Here is a 26,333-nt window from a genome sequence, read left to right as displayed (position 1 = left end):
CGAACTTCTCTCAACCGCGGGTTTCGCGATCGAAATCCCGCGGTTCAGGGAAGTTCGGCGGAGGATGGGGGCATGCAGCCGAATCCGCAGTACCGCATCGGGATCGACGAGGTGCGCGCGCTCGCGCGGCGCGCGCCCTGGATGCTGCTCGTCTCGCATCCGGCGGACGGCATGGTCGCCTCGCCGTCGCCCGTGCTCGTCGACGACGAGCACCCCGACGCGCAGGACGACCGGCTCGTGCTCGTCACGCACCTCGGCCGCGCCGATGCGCGCAGCCACGGCCTGCTCGCGGAGCGCACGCCGGAGCAGGGGCCGCCGCAGATGCTCGTCGTGGTGCAGGGCGAGCACGGCTACATCTCCCCCAGCTGGTACCTCGGCGACGACCGCGGGCAGGTGCCCACGTGGAACTTCGAGATGGCCACGCTCACGTGCGACGTCGAGGTGCTCGACCCGGACGAGAACCTGCGCGTGCTGCATCGCCTCGTCGAGCACTTCGAGGGTCACTACGCGTCGGATGGGGGCGTCCGGCTCGACATCGACGACGAGGGCAACCGCGGCATGGCGATGGGCACCGTTGGCCTGCGCCTCCGCGTCCGCGCCTTCGACGCGAAGGCGAAGATGAGCCAGAACAAGTCGCCCGAGACGCGCGCCAGCGTGGTCGCGCAGCTCGAGGCATCCCACCCGCGACTCGCCGCGCGCATGCGCGCCGCCGGCTGAGCCCCAACCATCGACGTCGCTCGTTCGTCCTAGAGGGTAGGAGGAGACTCGCGTGCCAGCCCGGTGGGAGCAGGTCTGCGCCGAGCTCGTCGCCCACCGGGGCGAGGCGCTCGTGCGGTACGCGATGCTCCTGAGCGGCGACGAGGAGGAGGCGCGCGACATGGTGCAGGACGCCCTGGCGGCCACGTTCGGCCGACTCCGCAACGGCTTCGAGGTCGAGCAGGCGGAGGCCTACGTGCGCAAGGCGATCGCGAACAAGTTCCTCGATCGCGCCCGCCGCGGCCAGCGCTGGCGCCGCATCGCCCCGCTCGTCGTCGAGCGCGAGGGCGTCGACTCGGGCGCGACGCTCACGGGCGAGCGGCTCGACATGGCGCACCGCCTGCAGCGGCTCTCCCCGCGCGAGCGCGCCTGCATCGTGCTGCGCTACGACGAGGACCGCACCGTCGAGCAGATCGCGACCGAGCTCGGCATCTCCGCCGGTGCCGTGAAGCGGTACCTGTCGGACGCGCTCGGCAAGCTGCGCGGCATGCTCGAGCGGGAGCAGGGACGGGCGGACCGCGAGGCGGGCGGCACCGCGGCGGAGCAGGACCGGACGACGGGCGAGCGCACATGAGCGACGACAAGCTGCGGCGGCGGCTGCACGACATCCCTGGCCCCCGGTCGGGCATCGACGTGGACGCGGTGCTCGCGGGCGCGCGGCGCACGCGGCGACCGAAGGTCGCAGCGGTCACCGCTGCCACCGCGGGCGCGGGGATCCTCATCATCGCGCCCTTCGTCGCACCGGGGCTGCAGTCGTTCCAGCCGACGAGCGCGCCGGGGCTGGCCGAGGACGCCGGCGCGCCGGCGCAGGAGGAGGGGGTCGGCGGCGGCGACGCCGGGTCGCAGACCGGCGCCACGGAGGCAGGTCCCGCCGATGGCGCTGCGCTCGCCGACGCGTGCGCGGCCATCGCCGCGACCGGCCTCGGCATCGAGCTGCGGTTCCTCGACGACCCGGCCGACGGTGCGTCGGAGCTCGCGGTCTCGAGCCTCCTGGATGCCGGTGCGACCATCACGCTCGAGGCGGCCGGCAGCGCCGCGGTCGATGCGCAGGGCGTCCCGCTGGCTGCGGCGCTGGACGCGGGCCGGGTGCTCCACCTTGACCTCGTCGCTCGCGCCACCGGATCGACCCCGGTCGAACTGGGACCGCGCTCGGACTGCGGCGTCGCCGGCGAGGCAGTCGGCATCGCGCCGCTCGCGCTCGTCACGCTCGTGCACGACGGCGAGACCTCGACCGCGACCGTCGTCGGCGACCCCTGGGGCGTTCGCTGAGAGCGGCGCAGACGGGGGTCATCCCCCAGGCTCCCGCTCACGTCCGCTGGCTAGACTCGCGCCAGGTCGGCACCCCCGAGACGTGCCGGCAGCGGGGAGCGCAGATGCAGGCCAGGATCGTCCGTCCGTTCGCGGTCGTCGCGATGTGGGCCGCAGGCCTGCTGGCGCTCTCGGCCGGAGCGCTCGTCGCCGAGGATCCCGTCGACGTCGGCACCGACCCCTTCGTCGACACGACCGGCGACTACCAGGCCGACGACGCCGAGGTGACGGCGCAGCTCGAGGAGGCGAACGCCGCATCCGACGGCGACGTGTTCGTCGTCGTGGTCGACTCCTACGACGGCATCGACCGCGGCGAGTGGTCGGTGCAGTCGGCGGAGGCCTCCGGGCTCGGCCAGGACGACCTGCTCGTCACGATCGCGATGGACGACAGCCAGTGGGGCTACGGCTACCCGCAGGGCTTCCCGCTCTCGGAGGCCGAGGTCAACCAGATCGCGCAGGAGTCGCTGCTCCCGGCGCTCAACAACGGCGACGTCCCCGGCGGCGTGACGGGCTTCTCCACCGCGGTGGGCGAGGCGATCGCGACGGGCGGCACCGAGGGCGGCACGGAGGTCAACATCGACCCGTGGCCGGTCGTGCTGCTCGTCGGCGGCGCGGCGGTGGTCGGCGGGGGCGCGTTCCTCGTCACCCGCGGCATGCGCTCGCGGCGCAAGAAGCAGGGCGAGGTCGCCGAGCGCAAGCAGCAGCAGCTGAGCCTCGAGGAGCTCAAGCAGCGCGCCGACATCGCGCTCGTGCAGCTCGACGACACCGTGCAGGCGAGCGAGCAGGAGCTCGCCTTCGCGAACGCGCAGTTCGGCGAGGAGGCCGTGCGGCCCTACCGGGAGGCGCTCGACAAGGCGAAGGCCGGCCTCACCGAGGCCTTCGCGCTGCAGCAGCAGCTCGACGACGCCTTCCCCGACTCCGACCAGGAGCGGCACGAGTGGTCGAGCCGCATCCTCCAGATCGCCAACGGCGCGGGCACCGAGCTCGCGAGCCACGCGACCTCGTTCGAGCAGCTGCGCGACCTCGAGCGCACCGCGCCGCAGGTGCTCGAGTCGCTCGTGCAGTCCCGCCAGCAGCTCGACGGGCGCATCGCGAACGCGCGGCAGATCCTCGACCGCCTCGACGACGTGCACGCCGGCGCATCCATCGACCCGGTCCGCGAGAACATCGCGGGTGCCGAGCGGCAGCTGCCGAACATCGACCAGTCGCTCGCCGCCGGCCGCGAGGCGAGCCAGCAGGGCAACGGCTCGAACGCGGCGCTCGCCGTGCACGCCGCCGAGGCCGCGCTCGCGCAGGCCTCCGGCCTGCTCGCCGCGGTCGAGCGCGCGGAGCGCGACCTCGACACCTCCCGCAGGCAGCTCGACGAGCTCGTGCAGGACTCGATCGGCGACATCGCAGCCGCCAAGACGCTGCGCAGCACCAGCACGGTGGACCTGGCGCCGCTCATCCAGCACGTCGAGGAGCAGGTGCGGGTCGCGCAGCAGCGACCCACCGACACGCTCACGGTGCTGAGCAACCTGCAGCGCGCCAACCAGCGCCTCGACGAGGCGACCGCGCAGCTGCGGGAGGGCGGCGCCCAGCTGCAGCGCCAGCAGGTGGGCCTGGACCGCTGGATCGACTCCGCGCGGGCGAACATCGACCGCGCCGAGGACTACATCCGCACCCGCCGCATGGGCGTCGGCCCCCACGCGCGGCAGCTGCTCGCCACCGCGCAGCAGGAGCTCGCGCAGGCGCTGCGGCTGCGCGAGGCCGACCCGGCCACCGCCTCGCAGTACGCGCAGGCGGCGTCGCAGCACGCCGAGCAGGCGATGCAGGACGCGTCGGGCGACGTCGGCGGATGGGGCGGCCAGGCGCAGAACCCCTACTATCGCGGCGGTCGCGGCGGCGGCATGGGCGGCGGGCGCGGGCAGGACATGCTCACCGGTGGCCTGCTTGGCTACATCCTCGGCGACATGCTGAACGGCCCCGGCGGCGGCATCGGCGGGCACGCCGGCGGCTACACCGACCCCTTCGGCGGCGGCGGCGAGGGCGGCGGTGGCGGCGGCGGCCTCGGTGACCTCTTCTCCGGCGGCGGCGGCTCGTTCGGCGGCGGAGGAGGCGGCGGCTTCTTCGGCGGCGGCTTCTCCGGCGGCGGCGGCGACTTCGGCGGCGGAGGCGGATTCTTCGGCGACTGACACGACCCGACCCGTGCACGGCCCAGCGATCCCACCGACTCACACGTAGACATCCGACCCATGACCAGAGCACGATTCCCATGGCCGCTCCGGCGGCAACAGCAGGAAGGAACATCCATGTCCAAGCAGTCCATCCTCGGCCGCATCTCGCAGCTCGCGAAGGCCAACATCAACGCGCTCCTCGACCAGGCCGAGGACCCCCAGAAGATGCTCGACCAGATGGTTCGCGACTACACGAACTCGATCGCCGAGGCCGAGTCGGCCATCGCGCAGACGATCGGCAACCTCCGCCTGCAGGAGCAGGACTACCAGGAGGACGTGCGCGCGGCCGAGGACTGGGGCCGCAAGGCGCTCGCCGCCAGCCAGCGCGCCGACGAGCTGCGCACCACCGGCTCCCCCGACGCCGCGAAGTTCGACAACCTCGCGAAGGTCGCCATCGGCAAGCAGATGCAGTCGGAGTCGGAGGCACGCGCCGCCGAGCCGTCGATCCAGTCGCAGAACGAGGTCGTCGACAAGCTGAAGACCGGCCTCGACACCATGAAGGGCAAGCTCGACCAGCTGAAGTCGAAGCGCTCCGAGCTCATCGCCCGCGCGAAGGTCGCGGAGGCGCAGACGCAGGTGCACGACGCCGTGAAGTCGATCGACATCATGGACCCGACGAGCGAGATCGGCCGCTTCGAGGAGAAGATCCGTCGCGAGGAGGCACGGGTCGTCGGCCAGCAGGAGCTCGCCGCGTCGTCGCTCGACGCGCAGTTCGAGGCGCTCGAGGACGTCGGCCGCGAGACCGAGATCGAGGCGCGCCTCGCCGCGCTCAAGCACGACCAGCAGCGGGCTGTCGGCGGCGGCACGCAGCAGGGCGCGATCGGCGGCTCGCAGCAGAGCACGCAGGGCGACACCGTCGAGGCCGAGGTCGTCGACCGCTAGGACGTCGACCGCGCCGCAGCGGTGCAGCCGAAGGCGGAGGCCCCCGGGCCTCCGCCTTCGTCGTGCCGGCGGACGGTCAGACGCCCCAGTGCTCGAGCATCGCCGCGCAGAAGTCGTCGTTCGTGCCCGTCGAGCCGAAGATGACCTCCTCGCTCAGCACCTGGTCGGTCGCGACGTCGATGACGAGCAGCAGCCGGACCTGGCCGTCGCCCTTGGCGAGCACCTTGCCGTCGCTGCCGATGAGGCGCTCTCCTCCGGTGAGCAGCACGGTGACGCTGATCGTGCCGTCGCCGTTGTCGACGATCTTGTGATCCCTCGAGAGCGTGCTCGGCTGGATGTCGGTGACCGTCATGCCGTCGTAGGTGAACGTCTGCACGGTGCGGGTGCGCTCGTGGAACCACAGCAGCTCGCCGTCCCCGCGCGTCCTCACGGTGCCGGATCCGGTGACCTCGAAGGTGTAGGCCACGTCCAGGCCAGCACCGCAGAAGTTGGCCGCGACGCCGCTCCCGGAGTCCTCGATGGTGTAGCGCTCGACGACCTGCGCGCCGGCCGGAGCGGCGCCCGCGGCGATGAGGCCGCCGACGAGGACCGCGGTGAGCAGCGCGCGGGTCTTGGTCTGCTTGAACATGGTGGTGCCCTTCGGTGGAACGGAACTTCCGGACGGACAGCGCCCACCTCGTGACCCGCGCACCCGCACCAGCGGTCGGCTGCGCCGGCGACATCGTCCGCCGCCGAGCGTAGGCCGCGACCCCGGGCGGCGGTACTCCCCGATCTGCCCCTCCGGGCGGAGGTGGTCGACGGTGGATCGCGGTCACGCGGCGCCGCGTTTGGAGGGCGTGGACGAACGTCCACTCGCCGTTCACCGCCCGCCGCTAGGTTGACGGCGTGACCGAGACGACTCCGCGCGTCGCGATCGAGCGACGCGGCACCATCCTCCACATGACCCTCGACCGGGTCGACAAGCGCAACGCGGCCGACGAGCGGATGCTGCAGGAGCTGTCGCTCGCCTACGGGCAGCTCGACCGCGACCCGACGCTGCGCGCCGGCGTCGTGAGCGCCCGCGGCGACCACTTCACGGCCGGGCTCGACCTCGCCGACATCGCGCCGAAGCTCGCGACCGGGCGCATCCGGCTCGTGCCCGACGGCGGGCTCGACCCGTGGGGGCTGCAGACGCCGCCGGTGCGGAAGCCCGTCGTGCTCGCCGTGCAGGGCACGTGCCTCACGCTCGGCATCGAGCTCGCGCTCGCCGCCGACATCGTCGTCGCCGCCGACTCGACGGTCTTCGCGCAGCTCGAGGTCGCGCGCGGCATCATGCCGTTCGGCGGCGCGACCGTGCGGTTCCCGCGGCTCGGCTGGGGCGACGCGATGCGCTGGGTGCTGACCGGCGACCGCTTCGACGCCGCGGAGGCGCACCGCATCGGGCTCGTGCAGGAGGTCGTGCCCGCGGGGACGGAGCTCGAGCGGGCGCTGGACCTCGCCGAGCGGATCGCCGCGCAGGCACCGCTCGCCGTGCAGGCGACGCTCGCAGCGGCGCGCGAGGCGCTCGTCGACACGTCGGATGCGGTCGGCTCGCTGCTGCCCACGGTGCAGCGGCTGGGCATGACGAACGACGCGCGCCGAGCGGCCGAGGGCTACCTCGCCGGGAAGCCCATCCCCTTCCAGGGCGACTGAGGCGCTGTCAGGCGCGGGACGGGATCGTCGAGCGGTAGACGGCCTCGAGCTCCTGCGCGACGTCGCGCCACTCGCGGCGGCTGACGATGCGGCGGCCCGCGAGCCCCAGCTCGACCTGCAGGTCGACGTCCTCGAGGATCGCGCCGACGGCCTGCGCCCACTCGGCGGGATCGCGGCCGTCGACGAGCACGCCGGTCTCGCCGTCGACGACCGACTCCACGAGCCCGCCGACGCGCGAGGCCACGACTGGCGTGCCGCTCGCCGCCGCCTCGAGCGGCACGAGGCCGAACGACTCCGTGCGGCTGGGCACCACGACGACATCCGCCGCGTCGAGCAGGCGCGCGAGCGCCGGCCGCTCGAGGCTGCCGATGTGGCGCACTCGCCCCTCGATGCCGATCTCGCGCGCGATGTCGTGCAGCGACTCGAGGTACCGCTCGTCGCCAGGCGTGGCGTCCCCCGCGACGACGAGCACGGCATCCGGCAGGTGCTCGAGCATGCGCACGGCGAGGTCCTGGCCCTTGAGCGGCTGCACGCGGCCGACGCAGACGACGAGCCCGTCGTCGGGCCGCACGCCGAGCCGCGCGCGCACCTCGGCGCGCGACGCCACGGGGCGCGGCTGGAACAGCAGCGCGTCGACCGCCGGCGGCACCAGCCAGACTCGCTCGGCGGATGCGCCGATGCCGTCGCAGAGCACGTCGACCTCCGCGCGCGAGACGGCGGCGATCGCGTCCACCTCGCCCGCGAGGTAGCGCTCGGTGAGCACGCGACGCTCGGGCTCGGGGCGCTCGTCGGTCGCGAGCCTGCGGTTCTTCTCCTCGGCGAGGGTGTGGAACGTCTGCACGATCGGGATGCCGAGCGACAGCGACACCGGCAGCGCCGCGAGCCCCGAGAGCCAGTAGTGCGCGTGGATCACGTCGTAGGAGTCGGTCGCGGCGAGTGCGGCGCGCTCCAGCTCGGCGCCGAACGCGTCGGCGAGGTTGGGCAGCTCGTGCTTGCGCACGACGCCGCCGCCGGTCGCGAGCGCGTAGAGCGTCACGCCCGACGCGATGGCGTGCGAGTGGGGCGCGCCGGCGGAGCGGGTGAAGACGTCGACGTGGTGGCCGCGGGCGGCGAGCGCCATCGCGCTCTCGAGCACGAGCACGTTGAGCCCGCCCGCGTCGCCCTTGCCGGGGCGATCGGTGGGCGACGTGTGCATCGAGACGACCGCGATGCGCAGCGGCTCCGCATCGGGGATGCCGAACGGCTCGGGGCGCATGCGTCCAGGCTATCCGCGCGCCCTCGCCCGCGCATCCGAGTACGGTCGTCGCCATGACCTCCTCCGACACCCCGCTCGCGCGTGCCGGGCGCCGGCTCGGCGTCGCCGGCCGGACAGCATCCGGGCCAGCCTTCCGCGCGCTCACCGCTCCCCCGGTCGCCCGTGTCGGCCACCGCATCGCCACGGGTGCGGCGCGCCTGTGGGGGCGCATCCTCGGCGGCGACGAGCGGCAGGTCGGCGACCTCACCGTCGTCTCGGGCCTGCCGAGCTGGGCCTTCGGCCGCGGCGGCACGACCGTCGGCTCGGTGTTCCTGACCAAGGACGCGGTGACCCCGGACATCCTGGAGCACGAGGACGTGCACCGGCGGCAGTGGGAGCGGTACGGGCTGTGGTTCATCCCGATGTACGTCGCCGCGGGCGCCGACGCGCTGCAGAACCGCTTCGAGGTCGAGGCCGGCCTCGAGCTGGGCGGCTACCTCCCCAAGCCCCGCAGGGATCTCGACGGAGCGGCTGGCACCGCGAGGGGATAGTGCCCTCGCGCTGCCAGCTGCTCCGTTGAGAAGACGGCTAGGGGCGCATGGCTGTGACGATGCGCTGCGTCCAGGGGATGCGGCGCTCCAGCTGGCGGCCGATCGCCAGCAGCGTCGCCTCCTCGCCGGGGCGGCCGATGAGCTGCACGCCCATCGGCACGCCGTCGGCGGTCGGCGCCGTGCGGTGCACGGGGAGCGCGATCGCGGGGAGACCCACCATGTTCACGAACGAGGTGTGCGGCGTGTGCAGCACCTGCGCGTCGAAGTCGGCCTCGCCGTCCTGCGGGTACCAGTCGAGCGGCCTCGGCGTGAGCGCGGTCGCCGGCGTGAGCACGGCGTCCCAGGGCGCGAACGCGGCCAGTACCCGCCGCTCGAGCTCGGTCGCCCACAGCTGCGCCGTCGCGAGGCCGCCCGCGGTGAGGTGGTCGCTCGTCTCGATGATCCAGCGGGCGAGCGGCTCGAGCAGGTGCCGGTCCTCACGCGGGATCGGCACGGTGGCCGCGCCGCCGCGCCACAGCGCCGTGAACGCCTCCGCGTAGCCCGAGACGCCGAGGAACCCCGACGCATCCGGCAGCGCCACCTCGCCGATCTCGTGGCCGAACGCCTCGAGCGCGCGGATCGCTGTCGCGACCGCGTCGTCGGCCTCCGGCGCGATGCGGATGTCGTGGCTCGCGTCCCACGGGGTGCCCGTCATGACCGCGATGCGGAAGCGCCCCTCGCCGCGCACGGCGGCCGCGAGCAGCGAGCCGTCGTCGCGCTCGGGCGATCGCAGCGTCAGCGCGTGCGGCGTCACGCCGTTGACCCGGCCGATGAGGGCGTCGGTGAGCAGCGCCACGTCCATCACCGAGCGCCCGATCGCGCCGGCCGTGACCAGCCCGCCGACCTGGCCGACGCCACCGTTCGCAGGGATGCGCCCGCGCGTGGGCTTCAGCCCGACGAGGCCGCACGTGGCGGCGGGGATGCGGATCGAGCCGCCGCCGTCGGACCCGGGCGCGAACGGCAGCAGCCCCTGCGCGACCGCGGCCGCGGCGCCGCCGGACGAGCCGCCGGCATGCAGGCCGGGATGTCCAGGCAGCGTCGTCGGGCCGTGCAGCGCGGAGCGCGTGTAGCCGGCGAAGCCGAGCTCGGGTGCGGCTGTGCGGCCGAGCACCACGCCGCCCGCGGCGTCGAGCACGCTCGCGACCGGATCGGTGACGTCGGCGATGACGCCCGCCTGCCAGCGGCTGCCGAGCGACGCCGGCTGCCCGGCGCGGCGCGTGAGGTCCTTGTCGGCGAACGGCAGGCCGTGGATGAGCCCGGTGCGGTCGTCGGCGTCGTCGATCGCCCGTGCACGGGCGAGCGCGAGCTCGGCGTCGACGTGCACGATCGCGTTGGCCTCGTCGAGCCGGTCGATGCGGTCGAGGAAGTGCTCGGCGACCTCGACGGCGCTCAGCTGGCGCGCGTGCAGCAGCCGCCACAGGTCGAGCGCCCCCAGCTCGTGGATCGCGCTCACGCGTCCGCCGCCGGTCGCCGCGCGAAGGTGATGTGCTGCGCGACCCAGCCCGTGCCGGCCCCGACCGCGAGCGCGACGAGCACGCGCAGCGGCTGGCCGGCCGCGCTCGTCGCCCACACGAGGGCGGCGCTCGTCGCGAGCCCGCCGGCGATGCCGAGCAGCCAGCGCAGCAGCGCCACGGGTGCGCTGCCGGCGAGGGCGCGCAGGATGAGGGCGAGCATCGCCATCACCGCACCGAGCACCGCGCCCAGCAGGAGCGACCAGAGGGCGATCGAGATCCAGAGCACGACGTCGGTGCCGGCTGCGGTCTCGACGGCGGCGGCGAGCACGACCGCCTCGGCGAGCACCGCCGCGATGCCGACCGCCCAGAGCGCCACCTGCCAGAGCCGCCAGCGGAACGGCGCCGCGGCGCGTGCCCCCGCGGTCACCCGAAGTACCTGCCGGCCCGGCGCTGCAGCCGCTTGCGCTCGGCGCGCTCCCGCATCTGGTCGCGGCTCGCGTAGTTCGTCAGCTCGCGGAACGGGTCCCGGCCGACGAAGCGCGACGGCTCGGCGATGATCGCCGCGATCGCCTTGTCGAACTCCCAGTACTCGCCGATGCGGGTGCCCTGACCTGGGTTCACGTGCCGGAGGCGGGCCTCGAAGCGCACCTCGTCGCGCACCTCGACCTGCACGATGAAGCCGCGCGTCGCGCCCGCGACCGACACCATCCAGAACCCCGGGCCGAGGTCGGTCACGGTCGCGCTCGGGTCGCTCGCGGCCGCCGCCACCTGCGCGTCGGTGTGCTCGCGCGTCTTCCGCCAGTCCTCGAACTCCGTCACGGAGCCATCGTGGCACCGCGCGGTGACATGGGCGACCGCCGACCGCGGCGCGCTACGGCTCGTCGCGGTCACCCTGCTCCTCATCGCTGCCAGCGCCGCCGACGCCGCGCTCGGCATCCCTCGCGCGAGCGACGAGGCCGGCGAGCGTCGACGCTCCCTGCTGCGCGTCGTGCACCGTCACCGCGAACCTCGACCCCTCGCGCGTGGTGACGACGATGCCCGGGCCGCGCCGCAGCACGATCGCGAGGTGCCCCGGGAGGCCGCGGTAGCCCCATCCGCCCCACCCGAGCGGCTCGATCTCGTGCGCCTCGACGACGCGGATGCGCGCGAGCGGGATCGTGCGCAGCGGCAGCATCACGAGCGCGCCGCGCACCCGCAGCCCGTCGGCGTCGACCGTGACGCGGATGCGCGCGAGCGCGAGCGCGATCGCGGCACCGGCGAGGAGCACGCCCGCGACGAGGATCGACAGCCACGGGCCCGCGATCGGCAGCACGGCCGCGACGAGCACGCTGCCGACGGCGAGGACGATGCCGAGCAGCAGGAACGGCGTCGAGCGCGCCTCGCCTCGCCAGGAGCGCTCGTCGGTGGGGGCGAGCGGCAGCACCGGCTCGTCGAGGTGCGGCACCCGGTCGTCGCGCGGGTGGATGAGCCACGGCACGAGCAGCAGCAGCACCGCGCCGAGCAGCAGCGCGAGCCACGGCCCGAGCACCGCCTCCTGCGCGCTGCCCGCCTCGACGGTCGTGACCGCCGAGACGACCCACGCCGCGGCGAGCATGCCCGAGACGGCCGCGAGCAGCGAGAGCAGCGTCGCCCGGGTGCGGCTCGACAGCCGCACGGCTGCGAGCACGAGCCCGGCGACGAGCATCGCGCCGGTGATCGACAGCAGCGTCACGGCGGTCGGCACCGTCGGCGAGATGCCGTCGGCCACGCCGGAGTCGGACCAGTGCGTCGCGATCGAGGCCGGCAGCCGCGGGGCGAGCGCCGCCCAGGTCGCGGCGATCACCGAGGGCGGCAGCGCCAGCACGAGCGCCGCGAGCCACACGCGCGCCCGGTCCATGCCCCCATCCTCTCGGACGACGGCTGCTCCCTCGGCGCGCGCGACGGCGAGCCTCAGCGGCGCGACCGCAGCAGGCCGATGCTGGTGGCCACGAGCGACGTCCACGCGCCGAGCAGCACCCCCACCGGGGCGAGCTCGATGGCCATCTGCGTGAGCGCGAAGAGCAGCCCGGTCGCGCAGGCGACCGAGAGCACGACGATCGAGACTGCGCGCCAGTGCGGCACGCCGTGCGTCAGCTCCCGGCGCGCCACGACGACGCCGACGGCGGCGAGCACCCCCGGGATCAGGCCGTAGCCGCTGCCGACCGCGAGCGCCTCCAGGTCGGGGATCGCCGCGAGCGCGATCAGGGCGCCGCTCGCCACGCCGACGACGACGGCGACGGCCGCCGCCCAACCGACGGCGAGCGCGAAGCCGGGGTGCGCGCGATGAGCGTGGTCACGGTGCTGGACGGCGGTCATGGATGCCTCCCCGCGACGGCGCGGCACCGCCGCTGGGGCCAGCATCCTCCGGGTGGCGGCGGCCCGCAATCCGCGTCAGAGGGCGGCTGTCGCGGCACGGACGCGCGTCAGCGCTTCTTGCGCAGCGACTTCTGCAGCAGCACGATGCCGAGCTCGCGCCCGAACTTCTGACCGACCCGGCCCATCCGCCCGATCTCGTCGAAGCCCAGCCGCTCGTGCAGGCGGATCGACGCGTCGGCGCCCTGGTCGGCGATCACGGCGATCATCTCGCGCACGCCGCGTGCTCTGGTCGCCTCGATGAGCGCCTCCATGAGCGCGTGCCCGAGGCCGCGGCCGGTCGCCGCCGGCGAGAGGTACACCGACGACTCCACCGTGTAGCGGTAGGCGCTGCGCTGCTTCCAGGGCTGCACGAGCGCGTAGCCGAGGATCGCGCCGGTCGCGCTCTCGGCGACGATGAAGGGCAGCTGCAGCTCGGTCGCCTCGCGCAGGCTGCGCCGCCACTGGCCGAGCGTCTTCGGGCGCTCGTCGAACGTGACGGTGGAGTTCAGCACGTAGTGGCGGTAGATGTCGCGCACGACCGGCAGGTCGGCCGCAGCGACGGGCCGGATCGTGAACGCGAAGTCGGGCTCGCGGTGCTCGGGCTCGCGCAGGTGCGCCGGCAGCCGGCGACGGCGCTCGTACTCCTCGGGCAGCACGTCAGGCCTCGCCCTCGGCGGGGATGCGCCAGTCGATCGGGGCGGCGCCCTGCGCCTCGAGCGCCGCGTTCGCGCGCGAGAAGGGCCGCGAGCCGAAGAACCCGCGGCTCGCCGACAGCGGCGACGGGTGGGCCGAGGCGATGACGGGCGTCTCTCCGAGCAGCGGCGCGAGCAGCTGCGCCTTCGCGCCCCACAGGATCGCGACGAGCGGGAGCGGCTCGCCGTCCGAGCCTCGGCGCGCGACGAGCGCTCGGATCGCGGCCTCGGTCACCTGCTCCCATCCCCAGCCGCGATGCGAGTCGCTGACGCCCGCGCCGACGGTGAGCACCCGGTTGAGCAGCAGCACGCCCTGGTCGGCCCAGGCGGAGAGGTCGCCGTGCGGTGCCGGCTCGATCCCCAGGTCGTCGTGCAGCTCGCGGTAGATGTTCTGCAGCGAGCGCGGCAGCGGCCGCACGTGCCGCTCGACCGCGAACGACAGCCCGATCGGGTGCCCGGGCGTCGGGTACGGGTCCTGGCCGACGATGAGCACCCGGACGGCGTCGAGCGGCTGCCGGAACGCGCGCAGCACCGCGTCGCCCGCTGGCAGGTAGGGGCGGCCCTCCGCGGTCTCGCGCCGCAGCCGCTCCCCCAGCTCGCGGACGACCGGCTCGACGGGCGCCAGCGCCTCGGCCCAGCCGACGTCGACGAGCTCGCCGAGCGGCGCGACGGTCATGCCGCGGGAGCTGCGGCGAGCACGGCGACCGTGACCCGGTCGGTGTCGCCGGCGCGGTCGGCGGTCCAGACGCTGCCGTCACCCGCGACCTCGAGGCCACCGGCACCCACGATGAGCGACGTGCACTCGTCGATCGCGACGACCCGGTCGGCGAGGCCCGCCGCCACGATCGCGATCGCCCGCGACACGTTGCCGTACTGCGCCGCGTGCACGTCGACGATGAGGTCGACGAGCCCGAGGCCCGCGTCGAGCGTGACGTCGTCGAGGCCCTCCGCGTTGGCCTGTGCCGCGACGGGCACCCCGCCGATGCGCCAGCCGCCCAGCAGCGCGACGTCGCCGGCGATCATCGCGCCCGCGGAGTAGCCCGCGTAGGGCACGCCGGTCGAGACGAGCCCGCGGATGGTGTCGGCGGCCGGCATGACGGCCGCGTGGTAGCCGGGCGTGAGCCCGCCGCCGATGAAGATGCCGTCGGCGCCGCCGAGGTCGGTCGGCAGCAGCGTGCGCTCCGCGGTGAGCTGCACGATGCGCACCTCCCCCGCGCCGAGCTTGACGAGGTCGGCGCGGTAGTCGTCGTGCCACGCCTCGCCCTCGGCCGCATCCGCGGCCCACAGCACGACCACGATCACGGGTGCGCCCTCGGCGCGCTCGCGGGCCTCGGCGACGAAGCGGCCGGTCCAGCGCGACTCGTCGTCGGCGTCGCCGCCGCCCAGCAGATGGATGCTCATGCGTCCGAGTCTGCCAGTCCCTCGCGGGGAACTCTCAACGGAGCGACTGGCTGCACGAGGGGATAGTGCCCTCGCGTCACCAGCTGCTCCGTTGAGGATTCACGAGAGGGCGGTGAAGGCCTCGTCGAGGATCGCGAGGCCCGCGCGGGCGTCGTCGTCGCCCATCACGAGCGGCGGCACGACGTGCAGGCGGTTGTCGGCGGCGAACGGCACGTAGCCCCGCTCCATCAGGAGCCCCTTGAGCTGCGCGACGACGGATGCGTCGACCGGCTCGCGCGTGGCGCGGTCGGCGACGAGGTCGAGCGCCCAGAAGCAGCCGCGCCCGCGCACCTCGCCGATGATGGCGTGCCGCTCCGCGAGCGCCGCGAGCCCCGGCCCGAGGATGTCGGCGCCCAGGTGCGCGGCGTGCTCGACGATCCGCTCCTCGCGCATCGCGTCGATCGACGCGACGATCGACGCCGCCGCGAGCGGATGGCCGGCGTAGGTCAGTCCGCCGGGGATGGCCCGCTCGCGGAAGGTGTCGAGGATGTGCTCGGCCATGATGACGCCGCCGACCGGCACGTACCCGGAGTTCACGCCCTTCGCGAACGTGACGAGGTCGGGGCGGACGCCGTCGTGCTGGTGCGCGAACCAGTGGCCGGTGCGGCCGAAGCCCGCCATCACCTCGTCGAGGATGAGGACGATGCCGTGCCGGTCGGCGAGCTCGCGAAGCCCCTGGAGGTAGCCGGCCGGCGGCACCAGGATGCCCGCGGTGCCGGGTACCGACTCCACCAGGATCGCCGCGAACGTCGACGGCCCCTCCGCCTCGATCACGCGCCGCGCGTGCTGCAGCGCCCGCTCGCACTCCTGCTCCTCGCTCTCCGCCCAGAACTCCGAGCGGTACAGGAAGGGGCCGAAGCAGTGCACGTGGCCGGTCGAGAACTCGTTGCCCACCCGGCGGTGGTCGCCGGTCGCGTTCACCGCCGCACCGGTGTTGCCGTGGTACGAGCGGTAGTGCGAGAGCACCTTCGCGCGACCGGTGTGGATGCGCGCCATCCGGATGGCGTTCTCGACGGCATCCGCACCGCCGTTCGTGAAGAACACCGCGGCCATGTCGTCGATCGTCGACAGGATGCGCTCGGCCGCCTCCCCGCGCCGCAGGTTCGTCGTGGCCGGGGCGACGGTCGCGAGCTCCGCCGCCTGCCGCTGGATGGCCTCGACGACCCGCGGATGCGCGTGGCCGATGTTCGTGTTCACGAGCTGGCTCGAGAAGTCGAGGTACTCGCGACCGTCGTGGTCCCACAGCCGCACGCCCTCGCCGCGCGCGACCGCGAACGGGTTCGTCGTGCCGTGCTTCGACCAGGAGTGCAGGATCAGCCGGTCGAGCTCGCGGGCGCGCTCGCCGTCGGGGTCGGGACTCGTCATGGTCGCTCCTCGGTCACGAAGTCGTGGGGTCGCAGGTCGCAGGGTCGCTCCGGACTCTACCGATCGCTACTGGCCGCCCTCCTGCAGCTCGACCTCGATCGGCGAGAAGTCGTCGCCGGTGACGTCGACGCCCTCGGCCTCGAGCTGCTCGAGCGCCTGCTCGACGTACTCGTTCGTCCACGCGCCGTCGTCGGGGGCGGCGGTGAGCACCGTCGCGCCGTCCTGGTTGCGCGTGCTCATCGCGATGTCGACCGTCTGCTCCCAGGCATCCTCGTCGATCATGCCGATGCCGCCCTCGGACGGCCAGATGAGGCTGTTCGTCTCGTTCACCATCCACAGCTGGTGCGAGGCACCGAGCTGGCTGCCCGCGTCGACGACGATCTGCGCCGCCTCCTCGGGGTTGTCGCGCGCGTAGAGCCAGCCCTCGATCGACGCCTTGATGAACGCGACCGTGGTGGCCTCGAACTCCGGGTCCTCGAGCCGCTCGCTCGATGCCCAGATGGCGTCCTGCAGCATCGCGGTGCCGACGTCGTTCCAGTCGAGCACCGAGAAGTCGTCGGCCGTGTAGAGCTCGCCCGTCTCGGGGTCGACGCTCTCGAGCAGCTGCGCGTACTCGTTGTACGTCATCGCCTGCGCGGCGTCGATGTCGCCGGCGAGGAGGCCAGACATGTCGAAGGCCTGCTGCACGAGCGTGACGTCGGTCATCGGGTCGAGCCCCGCCTCGGTGAGCGCGGCGAACAGCTCGAACTCGTTGCCGAAGCCCCACGAGCCCACGTTCTTGCCGGCGAGGTCCTCGACCGAGTCGATGCCGGCGTCGGCGAACGACACCTGCAGCGTGCCCGAGCGCTGGAAGATCTGCGCGACGTCGGTGATCATCGCGCCCTGCTCGCGGCTCGCGAGCGCCTTCGGCACCCACGCGATCGCGAAGTCGGCGCCGCCGTCGGCGAGCACGGTCTGCGGCACGATGTCGGCGCCGCCCTCCGTGATCGTCACGTCGAGCCCGGCCGCCTCGTAGAAGCCCTGGTCGACGGCCGCGTAGTAGCCGGCGAACTGGCCCTGCGCGAACCACTGCAGCTGCAGGGTCACGGGCGTGAGCTCGCCGTCGGCGCCGGCGCTCTCGGACTCGGTGGGTGCGGCGCCCGTGGAGCAGGCGACGAGCACGGCGGATGCGACGGCTGCGGCGGCGGCGAGGACGGCGCGGCGGCGGGTGCGGGACGGCGACGGCGGTGCGGAACGGTGCATGGTGGGCTCCTCGGGTGTGCGGGTGGTGCAGGTGCTGGTGCTGACGTGCGGATCGGGCTGGGCGCGCGAGCGCGTCAGCCGACGGGGATGCGGGCCCAGCGGCTCGCGAGACGCTCGAGCAGGAGCGTGACGGTGTAGAAGATGAAGCCGAGCGCGATCGCGGCGACGACGTACGCCCAGGCGCGGGCGTAGCCGGACTGGGCCGCGGCACTCGCGATGCGGCTGCCGAGGCCGTTCTGCAGGCCGCCGAAGTACTCGGCGACGATCGCGGAGATGACCGCGACCGACGAGGCGATCGTGAGCCCCGCGAAGACGAAGGGCACGGCGCCTGGCATGGTCACCATCCGCGTCGCCTGCCAGCCGCTCGCCCCGTAGGCGCGCATGAGGTCGCGGTGCACGGGGCGCACCTGGCGCAGCCCGCGCAGGGTGGTGATGAAGATCGGCACGAACGAGGCGATCGCGACGACGATGATGCGCGGCATCTCGCTCGTCGCGCCGTACATCGTCTGCAGCACCGGCGCGAGCGCGACGATCGGCACGACCGCGATCGCGGCGACGAGCGGCGCGACGACCTGGTCGAGCCAGCGCACGCGCGCGGCGAGCGCGGCGACCACGACCGCCACGACCGCGCCGAGCAGCAGCCCGACGAGCGCGTTCCTGCCGGTCGCGAGCGCCGCTTGCGCGACGCCGGCGATCGCCGCCTGCAGCTGGGCGAGGATCGCGCTCGGCGCGGGGAGCAGGTAGGGCTGGATCTCGAGCGCCCGCACGCCGACCTCCCAGAGCGCGAGCGCGGCCACGCCGAGCGCCGCGGGCGCGGCGATCCGCACCCAGCCGCGGTCGGTCCAGTGCGCTGCGGTCATCGTGCCTCCGCCCCGCGCGGCGCGGCGCCCTCCCGGCCGTGCAGCGCCTCCCGCACGGCCGTGACCGAGCGGAAGAACGCATCCGTCTCGCGCACCGCGTCATCGGCGGCGCTCGCGACGGGCGCGCGCTCGACCGTGACGACCTCGGTGATGCGACCGGGCCGCGGGCTCATCACGACCACCCGGTCCGCGAGGAAGACGGCCTCCGGGATGGAGTGGGTCACGAAGACGACGGCGGCGCCGGTCTCGGCGCGGATGCGCAGCAGCTCGCCCTGCAGCCGCTCGCGCGTCATCTCGTCGAGCGCGCCGAACGGCTCGTCCATCAGCAGCAGCCGCGGGTGCTCGGCGAGCGCGCGGGCGATCGCGACGCGCTGCTGCATGCCGCCGGAGAGCTGGTCGGGGTGCCGGTCGGCGAACTCGGCGAGCCCGACGAGCTCGATGAGCTCGTCGGCGCGGGCGCGGCGGTCGGCGGCGGATGCGCCGTGCAGCTGCAGCGGCAGCTCGACGTTGGCGCGCACGGTGCGCCACGGCAGCAGGCCGGACTGCTGGAAGGCGATGCCGTAGGCGCGCTCGAGCCGCGCCTGGCGCGCGGGCATGCCGAAGACGCGCACCTCGCCGGCGCTCGGCTCGTCGAGGTCGGCGATGAGCCGCATGAGCGTCGACTTGCCGCAGCCGGAGGGCCCGATGAGGGCGACGAACTCTCCCTCCGCGACCGTGAGGCTCACCGCGTCGAGCGCGCGCACGGTGCTCGCCGCCCTCCCGGCCCTCGTCTCGAACACCTTCGTGACGTCCGCCACCTCGACCGCGCTCATCGCGCCTCCGCTCTCCGGTAGTCGCGGAGCGCGAGCCCCGCGAGCGCGACGATGCCCGCCGCGACGAGGCCCATGACGACGGCGCCCGCGATCGGCGCCCAGGCCTTCGCGGGATCCGAGGAGCCCGACTGCGCGTACTCGACGATGAGCCGGCCGATGCCGCCGCGCGCGCCCGTCGACACCTCCGCGACGACGGTGCCGATGATGGCGGTCGCGGCGCCGAGCCGCAGCGACGACAGCAGCTGCGGCACGGCGGCGGGCAGCCGGAGGAACCGCAGCGTGCCCCACCAGCCGACGCCTTGCGCGCGGAACAGGTCGAGGTGCTCCTGCTCGGGCGCGCGGAGCCCGCGCAGCGTGCCGATCGCGATCGGGAAGAACGCGAGGTACGAGGCGATGACGGCCACGCTCATCCACCGCTCCCACTGCAGAGCGCCGAGCTCGAGCCGCCCGCCCCACGCGACGACGAGCGGCGCGAGCGCGATGAGCGGCACCGTCTGGCTGAGGATGAGCCAGGGCAGCATTGCGCGGTCGGCGAGCCGGAAGCGCTGCATGACGAGCGCGAGCAGCACGCCGACGATCGCGCCGAGCAGCAGCCCGATCGCGGCGGTGCCGAGCGTCTGCCCCGCGGCACGGGTGACGGCGACGACGACGAGCTCGCCCGCGGCGCCGGTCGCGGGCTGGAAGGCGCGGGCGACGGACTCCCACACGTGCGGCATCGCCAGGTCGGTCGTGCGCGGCAGCAGCACCGTGCCGCCGAGCGCGACGCCCTCCGCCGGCCCGAGCGCCTTGTACAGCTCCCAGAGCCCGGCGAGCCCGAGCGCGCCGAGGGCTCCGAGCAGCAGCGGTCGCGCGCCCCGAGCCCTCATGCGGTCACGACCTCGCCTTGGCGGTCTCGCGGAGCGCCGGGATGATCCGCTCGCCGTACTGGCGGAGCGTCTCCTCCTTGTCATCGTGCATGACGTAGGCCGCGAACTGGTCGACGCCGAGCTCGCGCAGCCGGGTGAGCTTCTCGATGTGGTCGTCGGCGGTGCCGAGCACGCAGAACCGGTCGACGATCGCGTCCGGCACGAAGTCGACGTGGTCGTTCTCGGCCTTGCCGTGGCTGTTGTAGTCGTAGCCCGAGCGAGACTCGATGTAGCTCGCCAGATCCTCGGGGATCGCGCTGCCCTTGCCGTACTTCGCCACGATGTCGGCGACGTGGTTGCCGACCATGCCGCCGAACCAGCGCGACTGCTCGCGCTGGTGGTCGAGGTCGTCGCCGACGTAGGCGGGACCGGCCACGCAGATCTTGATCGACATCGGGTCGCGCCCCGCGTCGCTCGCGGCGTCGCGCACCCGCTGGATCATCCACTTCGTGATCTCGGGGTCGGCGAGCTGCAGGATGAAGCCGTCGGCGACCTCCCCCGTGAGCTTGAGCGCGAGCGGGCCGTAGGCGGCGACCCACACCGGCAGCTCCGAGCCGTGCGACCAGGGCAGCCGCAGCGTCACGCCGCCGACCTCGACGGCGCGGCTCGAGCCGAGCTCGCGGATGACGTGCACGGCCTGCCGCAGCTCCTTGAGCGTCGTCGGCTGGCCGCCGGAGACGCGCACCGCGGAGTCGCCGCGGCCGATGCCGCAGATGGTGCGATTGCCGTACATCTCGTTGAGCGTCGCGAACGTCGAGGCGGTCACGCTCCAGTCGCGGGTCGCCGGGTTCGTGACGAACGGGCCGACGGTCACGCGACGCGTCGCCGCGAGCGCCGCCGACAGGATCACGTACGGCTCCTGCCACAGGACGTGGCTGTCGAACGACCACACGTGGCTGAAGCCGTGCACCTCGGCGAGCTGGGCGAGCTGCACGAAGCGGCTCGCGGGCGGGTTGGTCTGGAAGACGGCGCCGAACTCCATCATGCTCCTCGTCGTCGCGCGGGTCTCGCCGCAGGGATGCGCATCACAGCAGGTACTGGCTCAGGCCGCGCTTCACGAACGAGCCGTCGCCGGCCCGCCCCAGGTACTGCCGGTCGTCGACGACGACGCGGCCGCGGCTCAGCACGGTGTCGACGTGCCCGTCGATCTCGAACCCCTCCCAGGCGGAGTAGTCCATGTTCATGTGGTGCGTCTGCTCCACGCCGATCGACGTGTGGCCCGCCGGGTCGTAGACGACGATGTCGGCGTCGGCGCCGGGCTGGATGACGCCCTTCCTGCCGTACAGGCCGAACATGCGCGCGGGGGTCGTCGCGGTGATCTCCACCCAGCGCTCGAGCGAGATGTGGCCGTCGACGACGCCCTGGTAGAGCAGGTCCATGCGGTGCTCGACGGAGCCGATGCCGTTCGGGATCTTCGAGAAGTCGCCGCGGCCCAGCTCCTTCTGGTCCTTCATGCAGAAGGGGCAGTGGTCGGTCGACACCATCTGGATGTCGTTCGTGCGCAGCGCGCTCCACAGCTCGTCCTGGTGGTGCTCGTGCTTCGAGCGCAGCGGCGTCGAGCAGACCCACTTCGCACCCTCGAAGTCGCCCCACTCGTCGCTTCGGGCGCCGAGCTGCTCCTCGAGCGAGAGGTAGAGGTACTGCGGGCACGTCTCGCCGAAGACGTTCTGCCCCGCGTCGCGGGCCGCGGCGAGCTGCGCGACGGCCTGCTTCGCGCTCACGTGCACGACGTAGAGCGGCGCGCCGGTGAGGTTCGCGAGCATGATCGCCCGATGCGTGGCCTCCTCCTCCATCTGCCAGGCGCGCGCGACGCCGTGGAAGGAGGGGTCGCTCTTGCCCTGCGCGAGCAGCTGCTGCACGAGCACGTCGATGGCCGGCCCGTTCTCGGCGTGCATCATCGTCATGAGCCCGGTGTCGGCCGCGACCTGCATCGCCTTGAGGATCTGCGCGTCGTCGGAGTAGAACACGCCCGGGTAGGCCATGAACAGCTTGTAGCTCGAGATGCCCTCGTCGGCGAGGCCGCGGAGCGCCGTGAGCGACGCCTCGTTGACGTCGCCGACGATCTGGTGGAAGCCGTAGTCGATGGCGCAGTTCCCGGCCGCCTTCTCGTGCCACGCGGCGAGGCCGTCCTCGATCCGCTGCCCGTACGTCTGCACCGCGAAGTCGATGATGGTGGTCGTGCCGCCCCAGGCGGCGGCGCGCGTGCCGGTCTCGAAGGTGTCGCTCGCGGCGGTGCCGCCGAACGGCAGCTCCATGTGGGTGTGCGCGTCGATGCCGCCGGGGATGACGTACTTGCCGGTCGCATTGATGACGTGGTCGACGGAGCGGGCGAGGTCGACGCCGAGCAGCTCGCTGCCGGGGGCGAGCACGGCGCGGATCGTCTCGCCGTCGACGAGCACGTCGGCGAGGGAGCTGCCGGTGGCCGACACGACGGTGCCGCCGCGGATGAGCGTGGTGGTCATGGCGGCGCCCCTATGGCTTCGCGATCCGCGTGTAGGAGTCGGGGCGGCGGTCCCGGTAGAACTGCCAGTCGTCGCGCATCTGCCGCACGACGTCGAGGTCGAGGTCGCGGACGAGCAGCTCCTCGTGCCCCTCGGCGCCGCAGTCGCCGACGAAGTTGCCGCGCGGGTCGATGACCTGGCTCGTGCCGTAGAAGTCGACGGCGAGCTCCCCGTACTCGTTGTCCTCGCGGCCGACCCGGTTGGGCTGCAGCACGAAGTAGCCGTTCGCGACGGCCGCCGCAGGGCCCTCGACCTCCCACAGCCGGTTCGAGAGCCCGGGCTTCGTGGCGTTCGGGTTGAAGACCATGTGCGCGCCGGCGAGGCCGAGCTCGCGCCAGCCCTCGGGGAAGTGCCGGTCGTAGCAGATGTAGACGCCCACCTTGCCGACGGCGGTGTCGAAGACGGGGTAGCCGAGGTTGCCGGGACGGAAGTAGAACTTCTCCCAGAAGCGGTCGAGGTGGGGCAGGTGGTGCTTGCGGTAGGTGCCGAGGATCGAGCCGTCGGCATCGACGACGACGGCGGAGTTGTAGTAGACGCCGGTCTGCTCCTCCTCGTAGATCGGGAGGATCGCGACCATGCCGAGCTCCTTCGCGAGCGCGGCGAACCGCTGCACGATCGGGCCATCGGCCGGCTCCGCGTAGGCGTAGTACTGCTTGTCCTGCGTGATGCCGAAGTAGGGGCCGTAGAAGAGCTCCTGGAAGCAGATGATCTGCGCACCCTGCTCCGCGGCCTCCCGCATGAACGCCTCGTGGCGATCGAGCATCGATGCCTTGTCGCCGGTCCAGGTGGTCTGGGTGATCGCTGCACGAACCGTGGTCATGCTCTTCCTCGACTTCCTCGCGTGGACGACGGCCGACGCTGGCCCCCGTGAGGAGCACTCTCCGGCCCTGTGGGCGCCACCGTCAAGAGGACTCTGCATTCCCGCCGTTTCGCGGGTGTTTCCCGAAGGTTGCTGTCTCGCTCGAGACCGGGGCGGTCGGAGGCGGGGGTCGGAGCTGCCGGACGGATGCGTCCCCGCCGCGGGCGTAGCATGGTGGTGCGCCGGGCATCACCTCCGCGCGCGGACCGCAGACCGTTCGCGCCAGCCTGCCCAGGAGCCCCGCCGATGCCCTTCCGCCTTCGTCCTCTCGTCGTCGTCGCCGCCGTGCCGCTGCTCGTGCTCGCGGGCTGCGCGTCCACGAGCCCCGCAGCCGGCCCGACGGCGGACCCGACGGCCGGCGCGGCCGCGCAGGCCGCCGCGGTGCAGGACTGCGGCATCGACGTGGCGCCGCGCAGCGAGCCCGCCGAGCGCATCCTCGCCGTGAAGTCGACCGCTGCGGAGCTCGTCGTCGCGCTCGGCCTCGGCGATGCGCTCGTCTCGACCGCCTTCCTCGACGGGCCGCTCGAGATGGCGGACGGCGAGGCGCCGCCGACGATCGAGGGCATGCCGTCGCGCGAGGCCGTGCTCGCGCTCGAGCCGGATGCGGTGGTGGCGGGCTGGGAGTCGGCGTTCGCACCGGAGGCGGCGGGCGACCGCGCCGCGCTGCACGACCTCGGCGTGACGACGTGGGTCTCCCCCGCCGCGTGCCGGTCGGTCGACGTCGCGCCGCTCACGTGGGATGCGCTGCTCGGCGAGCTCGAGGACGCCGGCACCGTGCTCGGCGTGCCCGACGCGGGCGCGGCCCTCGCCGACGAGCAGCGGGCGGCGCTCGACGCGATCGAGCCGCTCGGGGACGACGGCACCGAGGCCACGGCGCTCTGGTACTCGTCGGGCGACGACGCGCCCTACGTCGGCGGCGGCTCCGGTGCCCCGCAGCTCGTGCTCGAGTCGGCGGGGCTCGAGAACGTCGCCGCCGATGTCGCCGAGCCGTGGACGACGATGTCGTGGGAGGCGCTCGCCGCGAGCGACCCCGACGTGATCGTGCTCGTCGACGCCGCGTGGCACACCGCCGAGTCGAAGATCGAGCGGCTGCGGGCGAACCCCGCGACGGCGCAGCTCGATGCCGTGCGGGAGGGCCGCTTCGTCGTCGTGCCGTTCCCGATGGCGGAGGCGGGCGTCGGCTCCGTCGACGCGGTCGGGCTCGTCGTCGACGGCGTCCGGGCGATGGCGCTGGGATGACCCGCATCGCGGACGGCACGAGCGCCGACGCCACGAGCGCGGACGCGACCGGGAGCCCCCGGTCGCGCGCGGAGCAGCGAGCGGCCGGATCGCCCGTGACCGCCCGCCGCCGGCGGCGCTGGCTGCTGCCGGCGCTCGGCGCGCTGCTGCTCGCGCTCGGCGTCGCCGCCGCGTGCATCGGGGTCGCGGGCGTCGCGCCCGCCGATGCGCTCGCGGCGATCGCCGCCCGGCTCGGCGTGGGCGCGAGCCCGCTCGGCGCCGTCGGCGACGCGATCGTCGTCGACCTGCGGCTGCCGCGCATCCTCGCCGCCGCGGCCGTCGGCGCGGGGCTCGCGATCGTGGGGGCCGTGATGCAGGCGCTCGTGCGCAACCCGCTCGCCGACCCCTACCTGCTCGGCGTCTCGTCCGGCGCCTCGGTCGGCGCCGTGCTCGTGCTCGTCACCGGCCTCGGCACCGGCCTCGGCGCGCTCGGCGGTGCGGTGCTGCCCGCCGCCGCGTTCGCCGGCGCGCTGCTCGCCCTCGTCGTGACCCTCGGCCTCGCCGGCGCCGCGGGCGGGGCGACCCCCACCCGGACCGTGCTCGCGGGCGTCGTCGTGGCATCCGCCGCGAGCGCCGTCGTGAGCCTCGTGATCTTCTGGCGCGCCGACGGCGACGCGTTCCGCGAGATCCTCGCGTGGCTGCTCGGCTCGCTCGCGGCGTCCTCCTGGTCGAGCGCCACGATCGCGCTCGTCGGCGCCGCGCTCGCGCTGCCGCTGCTCGCGAGCGGCCGGCTGCTCGACGCGCTCGCCCTCGGCGACAGCACCGCCGGTGCGCTCGGCGTCGACGTGCGCCGCACCCGCTGGGTGCTGCTCGTGGCATGCGCGCTCGTCACCGGCGCGCTGGTCTCGGTCTCGGGTGCGATCGGCTTCGTCGGCCTCGTCGTGCCGCACGCGGTGCGGCTGCTCGTGGGCGCGTCGCACGCGCTGCTGCTGCCTGCGAGCGGGCTCGCCGGCGCGATCGTGCTGCTCGTCGCCGACACCGTCGCCCGCGCCGCCTTCGACCCGCGCGAGCTGCCGGTCGGCATCGTGACGGCGCTCATCGGCGCACCCGTCTTCGCGGCCCTGATGCTCACCGGCCGGGTGCGGTCGTGAGCGGGGCGCGCCACGGCCTGGCCGTCGAGCGGCTCTCGGTCGCCGTGCGCGGACGCGCGCTCGTCGACGACGCGACCTGGTCGGCGCCGGCCGGGCAGATCACCGCGCTCGTCGGCCCGAACGGTGCCGGGAAGTCGACGATGCTGCGCGCGATCGCCGGGGTGCTGCCCGAGCGCGCGACGCACGCCGGCGGCGTGCTGCTCGACGGCGCGCGGCTCGACGGCCTGCCCGTCCGCGAGCGCGCGCGCCGCATCGCGCTCGTCGAGCAGTCGACGGATGCCGTGCCGCAGCTGACGGCGCGGGAGGCCGTGCGGCTGGGGCGCACGCCGCACCACCGCATGCTCGGGTTCTCGCTGGGCGACGATCGCCTCGTCGAGGCCGCGCTCGCGGATGCCGGCGCGACCGGGCTCGCGGAGCGGCAGCTCGGGGAGCTCTCCGGCGGCGAGCTGCAGCGCGTGCACCTCGCGCGCGCCCTCGCCCAGCGCCCGGCGGTCGGCGAGCCGAGCGCGCTGCTGCTCGACGAGCCGACGAACCACCTCGACGTCGCCTGGCAGCTCGAGCTGCTCGCGCTCGTGCGCAGGCTCGCCGAGGACCGGCCGGTCGTCATGACGGTCCACGACCTCGGGCTCGCCGCGACCCACGCCGACCGGGTCGTGCTCGTCGACCGCGGCAGGGTGCTCGCGGAGGGCAGCCCGGACGCGGTGCTGACGGCCGAGCGGATCCGCTCGGTGTACGGCGTCGAGGCGACGATCGACGCGGCGCCGGACGGCGTCGCCATCCGCTATCGGAGGCTGACGGCATGAG

The 26,333-nt window shown here is 74.0% G+C and carries 28 protein-coding genes; 10 read left to right on the top strand and 18 right to left on the bottom strand.

The features are described 5' to 3' along the window. Positions 1–72: 72 nt before the first annotated feature. The 5 genes from ACVWW9_RS09310 to ACVWW9_RS09290 all read left to right on the top strand — a co-directional run bounded on the left by ACVWW9_RS09310 (position 73) and on the right by ACVWW9_RS09290 (position 5,162). A complete protein-coding gene (locus ACVWW9_RS09310) occupies positions 73–717 on the top strand; it encodes an FMN-binding negative transcriptional regulator (protein WP_456515262.1) in 645 nt (214 codons plus the stop codon). A 52-nt stretch (positions 718–769) separates the two neighbouring features. Continuing rightward, the gene (locus ACVWW9_RS09305) at positions 770–1,330 is read left to right on the top strand and encodes a sigma-70 family RNA polymerase sigma factor (protein ID WP_456515261.1); all 561 of its coding nucleotides are present in this window, start codon (positions 770–772) and stop codon (positions 1,328–1,330) included. After that, positions 1,327–2,025, top strand: coding sequence for a hypothetical protein (locus tag ACVWW9_RS09300; RefSeq protein ID WP_456515260.1), 699 nt, complete (start codon positions 1,327–1,329; stop codon positions 2,023–2,025). Before ACVWW9_RS09305 ends, ACVWW9_RS09300 begins: the two co-directional genes overlap by 4 nt. A 104-nt stretch (positions 2,026–2,129) precedes the next feature. Further along, positions 2,130–4,238 (top strand): TPM domain-containing protein, encoded by a 2,109-nt coding sequence (locus tag ACVWW9_RS09295; RefSeq protein ID WP_456515259.1) that lies wholly within the window; start codon positions 2,130–2,132, stop codon positions 4,236–4,238. 117 nt (positions 4,239–4,355) lie between these two features. Beyond that, the gene (locus tag ACVWW9_RS09290) at positions 4,356–5,162 is read left to right on the top strand and encodes a PspA/IM30 family protein (protein WP_123697397.1); all 807 of its coding nucleotides are present in this window, start codon (positions 4,356–4,358) and stop codon (positions 5,160–5,162) included. A 76-nt stretch (positions 5,163–5,238) separates the two neighbouring features. Here the strand turns inward: ACVWW9_RS09290 and ACVWW9_RS09285 are convergent, their stop codons facing one another. Continuing rightward, a complete protein-coding gene (locus ACVWW9_RS09285) occupies positions 5,239–5,790 on the bottom strand; it encodes a hypothetical protein (RefSeq protein ID WP_456515258.1) in 552 nt (183 codons plus the stop codon). 257 nt (positions 5,791–6,047) lie between these two features. On the opposite strand from ACVWW9_RS09285, the gene ACVWW9_RS09280 reads away from it, so the two are divergent. After that, complete coding sequence (locus tag ACVWW9_RS09280; protein ID WP_456515257.1) at positions 6,048–6,833, top strand: crotonase/enoyl-CoA hydratase family protein; 786 nt, start codon at positions 6,048–6,050, stop codon at positions 6,831–6,833. 7 nt (positions 6,834–6,840) lie between these two features. On the opposite strand, the gene ACVWW9_RS09275 is transcribed toward ACVWW9_RS09280, so the two are convergent. After that, positions 6,841–8,088, bottom strand: a complete 1,248-nt coding sequence (locus tag ACVWW9_RS09275) for a glycosyltransferase (RefSeq protein ID WP_456515256.1) — start codon at positions 8,086–8,088, stop codon at positions 6,841–6,843. A 53-nt stretch (positions 8,089–8,141) separates the two neighbouring features. Between ACVWW9_RS09275 and ACVWW9_RS09270 the strand changes: the two genes are divergently transcribed. Then, positions 8,142–8,618 (top strand): hypothetical protein, encoded by a 477-nt coding sequence (locus ACVWW9_RS09270; protein ID WP_456515255.1) that lies wholly within the window; start codon positions 8,142–8,144, stop codon positions 8,616–8,618. A gap of 37 nt (positions 8,619–8,655) precedes the next feature. Here ACVWW9_RS09270 and ACVWW9_RS09265 read toward each other — a convergent pair whose 3' ends face one another. From ACVWW9_RS09265 to ACVWW9_RS09190, 16 genes are all read right to left on the bottom strand, one after another. Further along, positions 8,656–10,110: an amidase gene (locus ACVWW9_RS09265; RefSeq protein ID WP_456515254.1), complete on the bottom strand. Its 1,455-nt coding sequence runs from the start codon at positions 10,108–10,110 to the stop codon at positions 8,656–8,658. Further along, positions 10,107–10,538, bottom strand: a complete 432-nt coding sequence (locus tag ACVWW9_RS09260) for a hypothetical protein (protein WP_456515253.1) — start codon at positions 10,536–10,538, stop codon at positions 10,107–10,109. Before ACVWW9_RS09260 ends, ACVWW9_RS09265 begins: the two co-directional genes overlap by 4 nt. Then, complete coding sequence (locus ACVWW9_RS09255) at positions 10,535–10,930, bottom strand: hypothetical protein (protein WP_456515252.1); 396 nt, start codon at positions 10,928–10,930, stop codon at positions 10,535–10,537. Before ACVWW9_RS09255 ends, ACVWW9_RS09260 begins: the two co-directional genes overlap by 4 nt. Positions 10,931–10,982: 52 nt before the next feature. Then, complete coding sequence (locus ACVWW9_RS09250; protein WP_456515251.1) at positions 10,983–11,987, bottom strand: DUF1648 domain-containing protein; 1,005 nt, start codon at positions 11,985–11,987, stop codon at positions 10,983–10,985. 53 nt (positions 11,988–12,040) lie between these two features. Beyond that, positions 12,041–12,445 (bottom strand): hypothetical protein, encoded by a 405-nt coding sequence (locus ACVWW9_RS09245; protein WP_456515250.1) that lies wholly within the window; start codon positions 12,443–12,445, stop codon positions 12,041–12,043. 107 nt (positions 12,446–12,552) lie between these two features. After that, a complete protein-coding gene (locus ACVWW9_RS09240; protein WP_456515249.1) occupies positions 12,553–13,140 on the bottom strand; it encodes an N-acetyltransferase family protein in 588 nt (195 codons plus the stop codon). Between the two features lies 1 nt (position 13,141). Then, positions 13,142–13,852 carry a uracil-DNA glycosylase gene (locus tag ACVWW9_RS09235; RefSeq protein WP_456515248.1) on the bottom strand — a complete coding sequence of 237 codons (711 nt, stop codon included), beginning with the start codon at positions 13,850–13,852 and terminating at the stop codon, positions 13,142–13,144. Then, entirely contained in the window at positions 13,849–14,577 is a 729-nt protein-coding gene (locus ACVWW9_RS09230; protein WP_456515247.1) for a Type 1 glutamine amidotransferase-like domain-containing protein, read from the bottom strand. The genes ACVWW9_RS09235 and ACVWW9_RS09230 overlap by 4 nt, the downstream gene beginning before the upstream one ends. Positions 14,578–14,676: 99 nt before the next feature. Continuing rightward, positions 14,677–15,981, bottom strand: coding sequence for an aminotransferase class III-fold pyridoxal phosphate-dependent enzyme (locus ACVWW9_RS09225; protein ID WP_456515246.1), 1,305 nt, complete (start codon positions 15,979–15,981; stop codon positions 14,677–14,679). 66 nt (positions 15,982–16,047) lie between these two features. Next, on the bottom strand, positions 16,048–17,223 hold the full coding sequence (locus tag ACVWW9_RS09220; protein WP_456515245.1) for an ABC transporter substrate-binding protein: 1,176 nt from the start codon (positions 17,221–17,223) through the stop codon (positions 16,048–16,050). A gap of 74 nt (positions 17,224–17,297) precedes the next feature. Next, positions 17,298–18,083 (bottom strand): ABC transporter permease, encoded by a 786-nt coding sequence (locus ACVWW9_RS09215; protein WP_456515244.1) that lies wholly within the window; start codon positions 18,081–18,083, stop codon positions 17,298–17,300. Next, the gene (locus tag ACVWW9_RS09210; RefSeq protein WP_456515243.1) at positions 18,080–18,895 is read right to left on the bottom strand and encodes an ABC transporter ATP-binding protein; all 816 of its coding nucleotides are present in this window, start codon (positions 18,893–18,895) and stop codon (positions 18,080–18,082) included. Before ACVWW9_RS09210 ends, ACVWW9_RS09215 begins: the two co-directional genes overlap by 4 nt. After that, complete coding sequence (locus ACVWW9_RS09205) at positions 18,892–19,761, bottom strand: ABC transporter permease (RefSeq protein ID WP_456515242.1); 870 nt, start codon at positions 19,759–19,761, stop codon at positions 18,892–18,894. Before ACVWW9_RS09205 ends, ACVWW9_RS09210 begins: the two co-directional genes overlap by 4 nt. Before the next feature lie 4 nt (positions 19,762–19,765). Beyond that, the gene (locus tag ACVWW9_RS09200; protein ID WP_456515417.1) at positions 19,766–20,782 is read right to left on the bottom strand and encodes a TIGR03842 family LLM class F420-dependent oxidoreductase; all 1,017 of its coding nucleotides are present in this window, start codon (positions 20,780–20,782) and stop codon (positions 19,766–19,768) included. Between the two features lie 43 nt (positions 20,783–20,825). Further along, positions 20,826–22,262 (bottom strand): dihydropyrimidinase, encoded by a 1,437-nt coding sequence (gene hydA / locus ACVWW9_RS09195; protein WP_456515241.1) that lies wholly within the window; start codon positions 22,260–22,262, stop codon positions 20,826–20,828. 10 nt (positions 22,263–22,272) lie between these two features. Next, on the bottom strand, positions 22,273–23,121 hold the full coding sequence (locus ACVWW9_RS09190; RefSeq protein WP_456515240.1) for a nitrilase-related carbon-nitrogen hydrolase: 849 nt from the start codon (positions 23,119–23,121) through the stop codon (positions 22,273–22,275). 285 nt (positions 23,122–23,406) lie between these two features. On the opposite strand from ACVWW9_RS09190, the gene ACVWW9_RS09185 reads away from it, so the two are divergent. The 3 genes from ACVWW9_RS09185 to ACVWW9_RS09175 are packed head-to-tail and all read left to right on the top strand — an operon-like array spanning position 23,407 to position 26,332. Further along, positions 23,407–24,399 carry an ABC transporter substrate-binding protein gene (locus tag ACVWW9_RS09185; RefSeq protein ID WP_456515239.1) on the top strand — a complete coding sequence of 331 codons (993 nt, stop codon included), beginning with the start codon at positions 23,407–23,409 and terminating at the stop codon, positions 24,397–24,399. Next, positions 24,396–25,529, top strand: coding sequence for an iron chelate uptake ABC transporter family permease subunit (locus ACVWW9_RS09180; RefSeq protein ID WP_456515238.1), 1,134 nt, complete (start codon positions 24,396–24,398; stop codon positions 25,527–25,529). The genes ACVWW9_RS09185 and ACVWW9_RS09180 overlap by 4 nt, the downstream gene beginning before the upstream one ends. Further along, the gene (locus tag ACVWW9_RS09175) at positions 25,526–26,332 is read left to right on the top strand and encodes an ABC transporter ATP-binding protein (protein WP_456515237.1); all 807 of its coding nucleotides are present in this window, start codon (positions 25,526–25,528) and stop codon (positions 26,330–26,332) included. Before ACVWW9_RS09180 ends, ACVWW9_RS09175 begins: the two co-directional genes overlap by 4 nt. The last annotated feature ends 1 nt before the right edge of the window (position 26,333 follow it).

The organism is Agrococcus sp. UYP33, from assembly GCF_054060915.1.
Note: the sequence above shows the minus strand (reverse complement) of the source record. Positions and strands in the feature narration are given on the sequence as shown.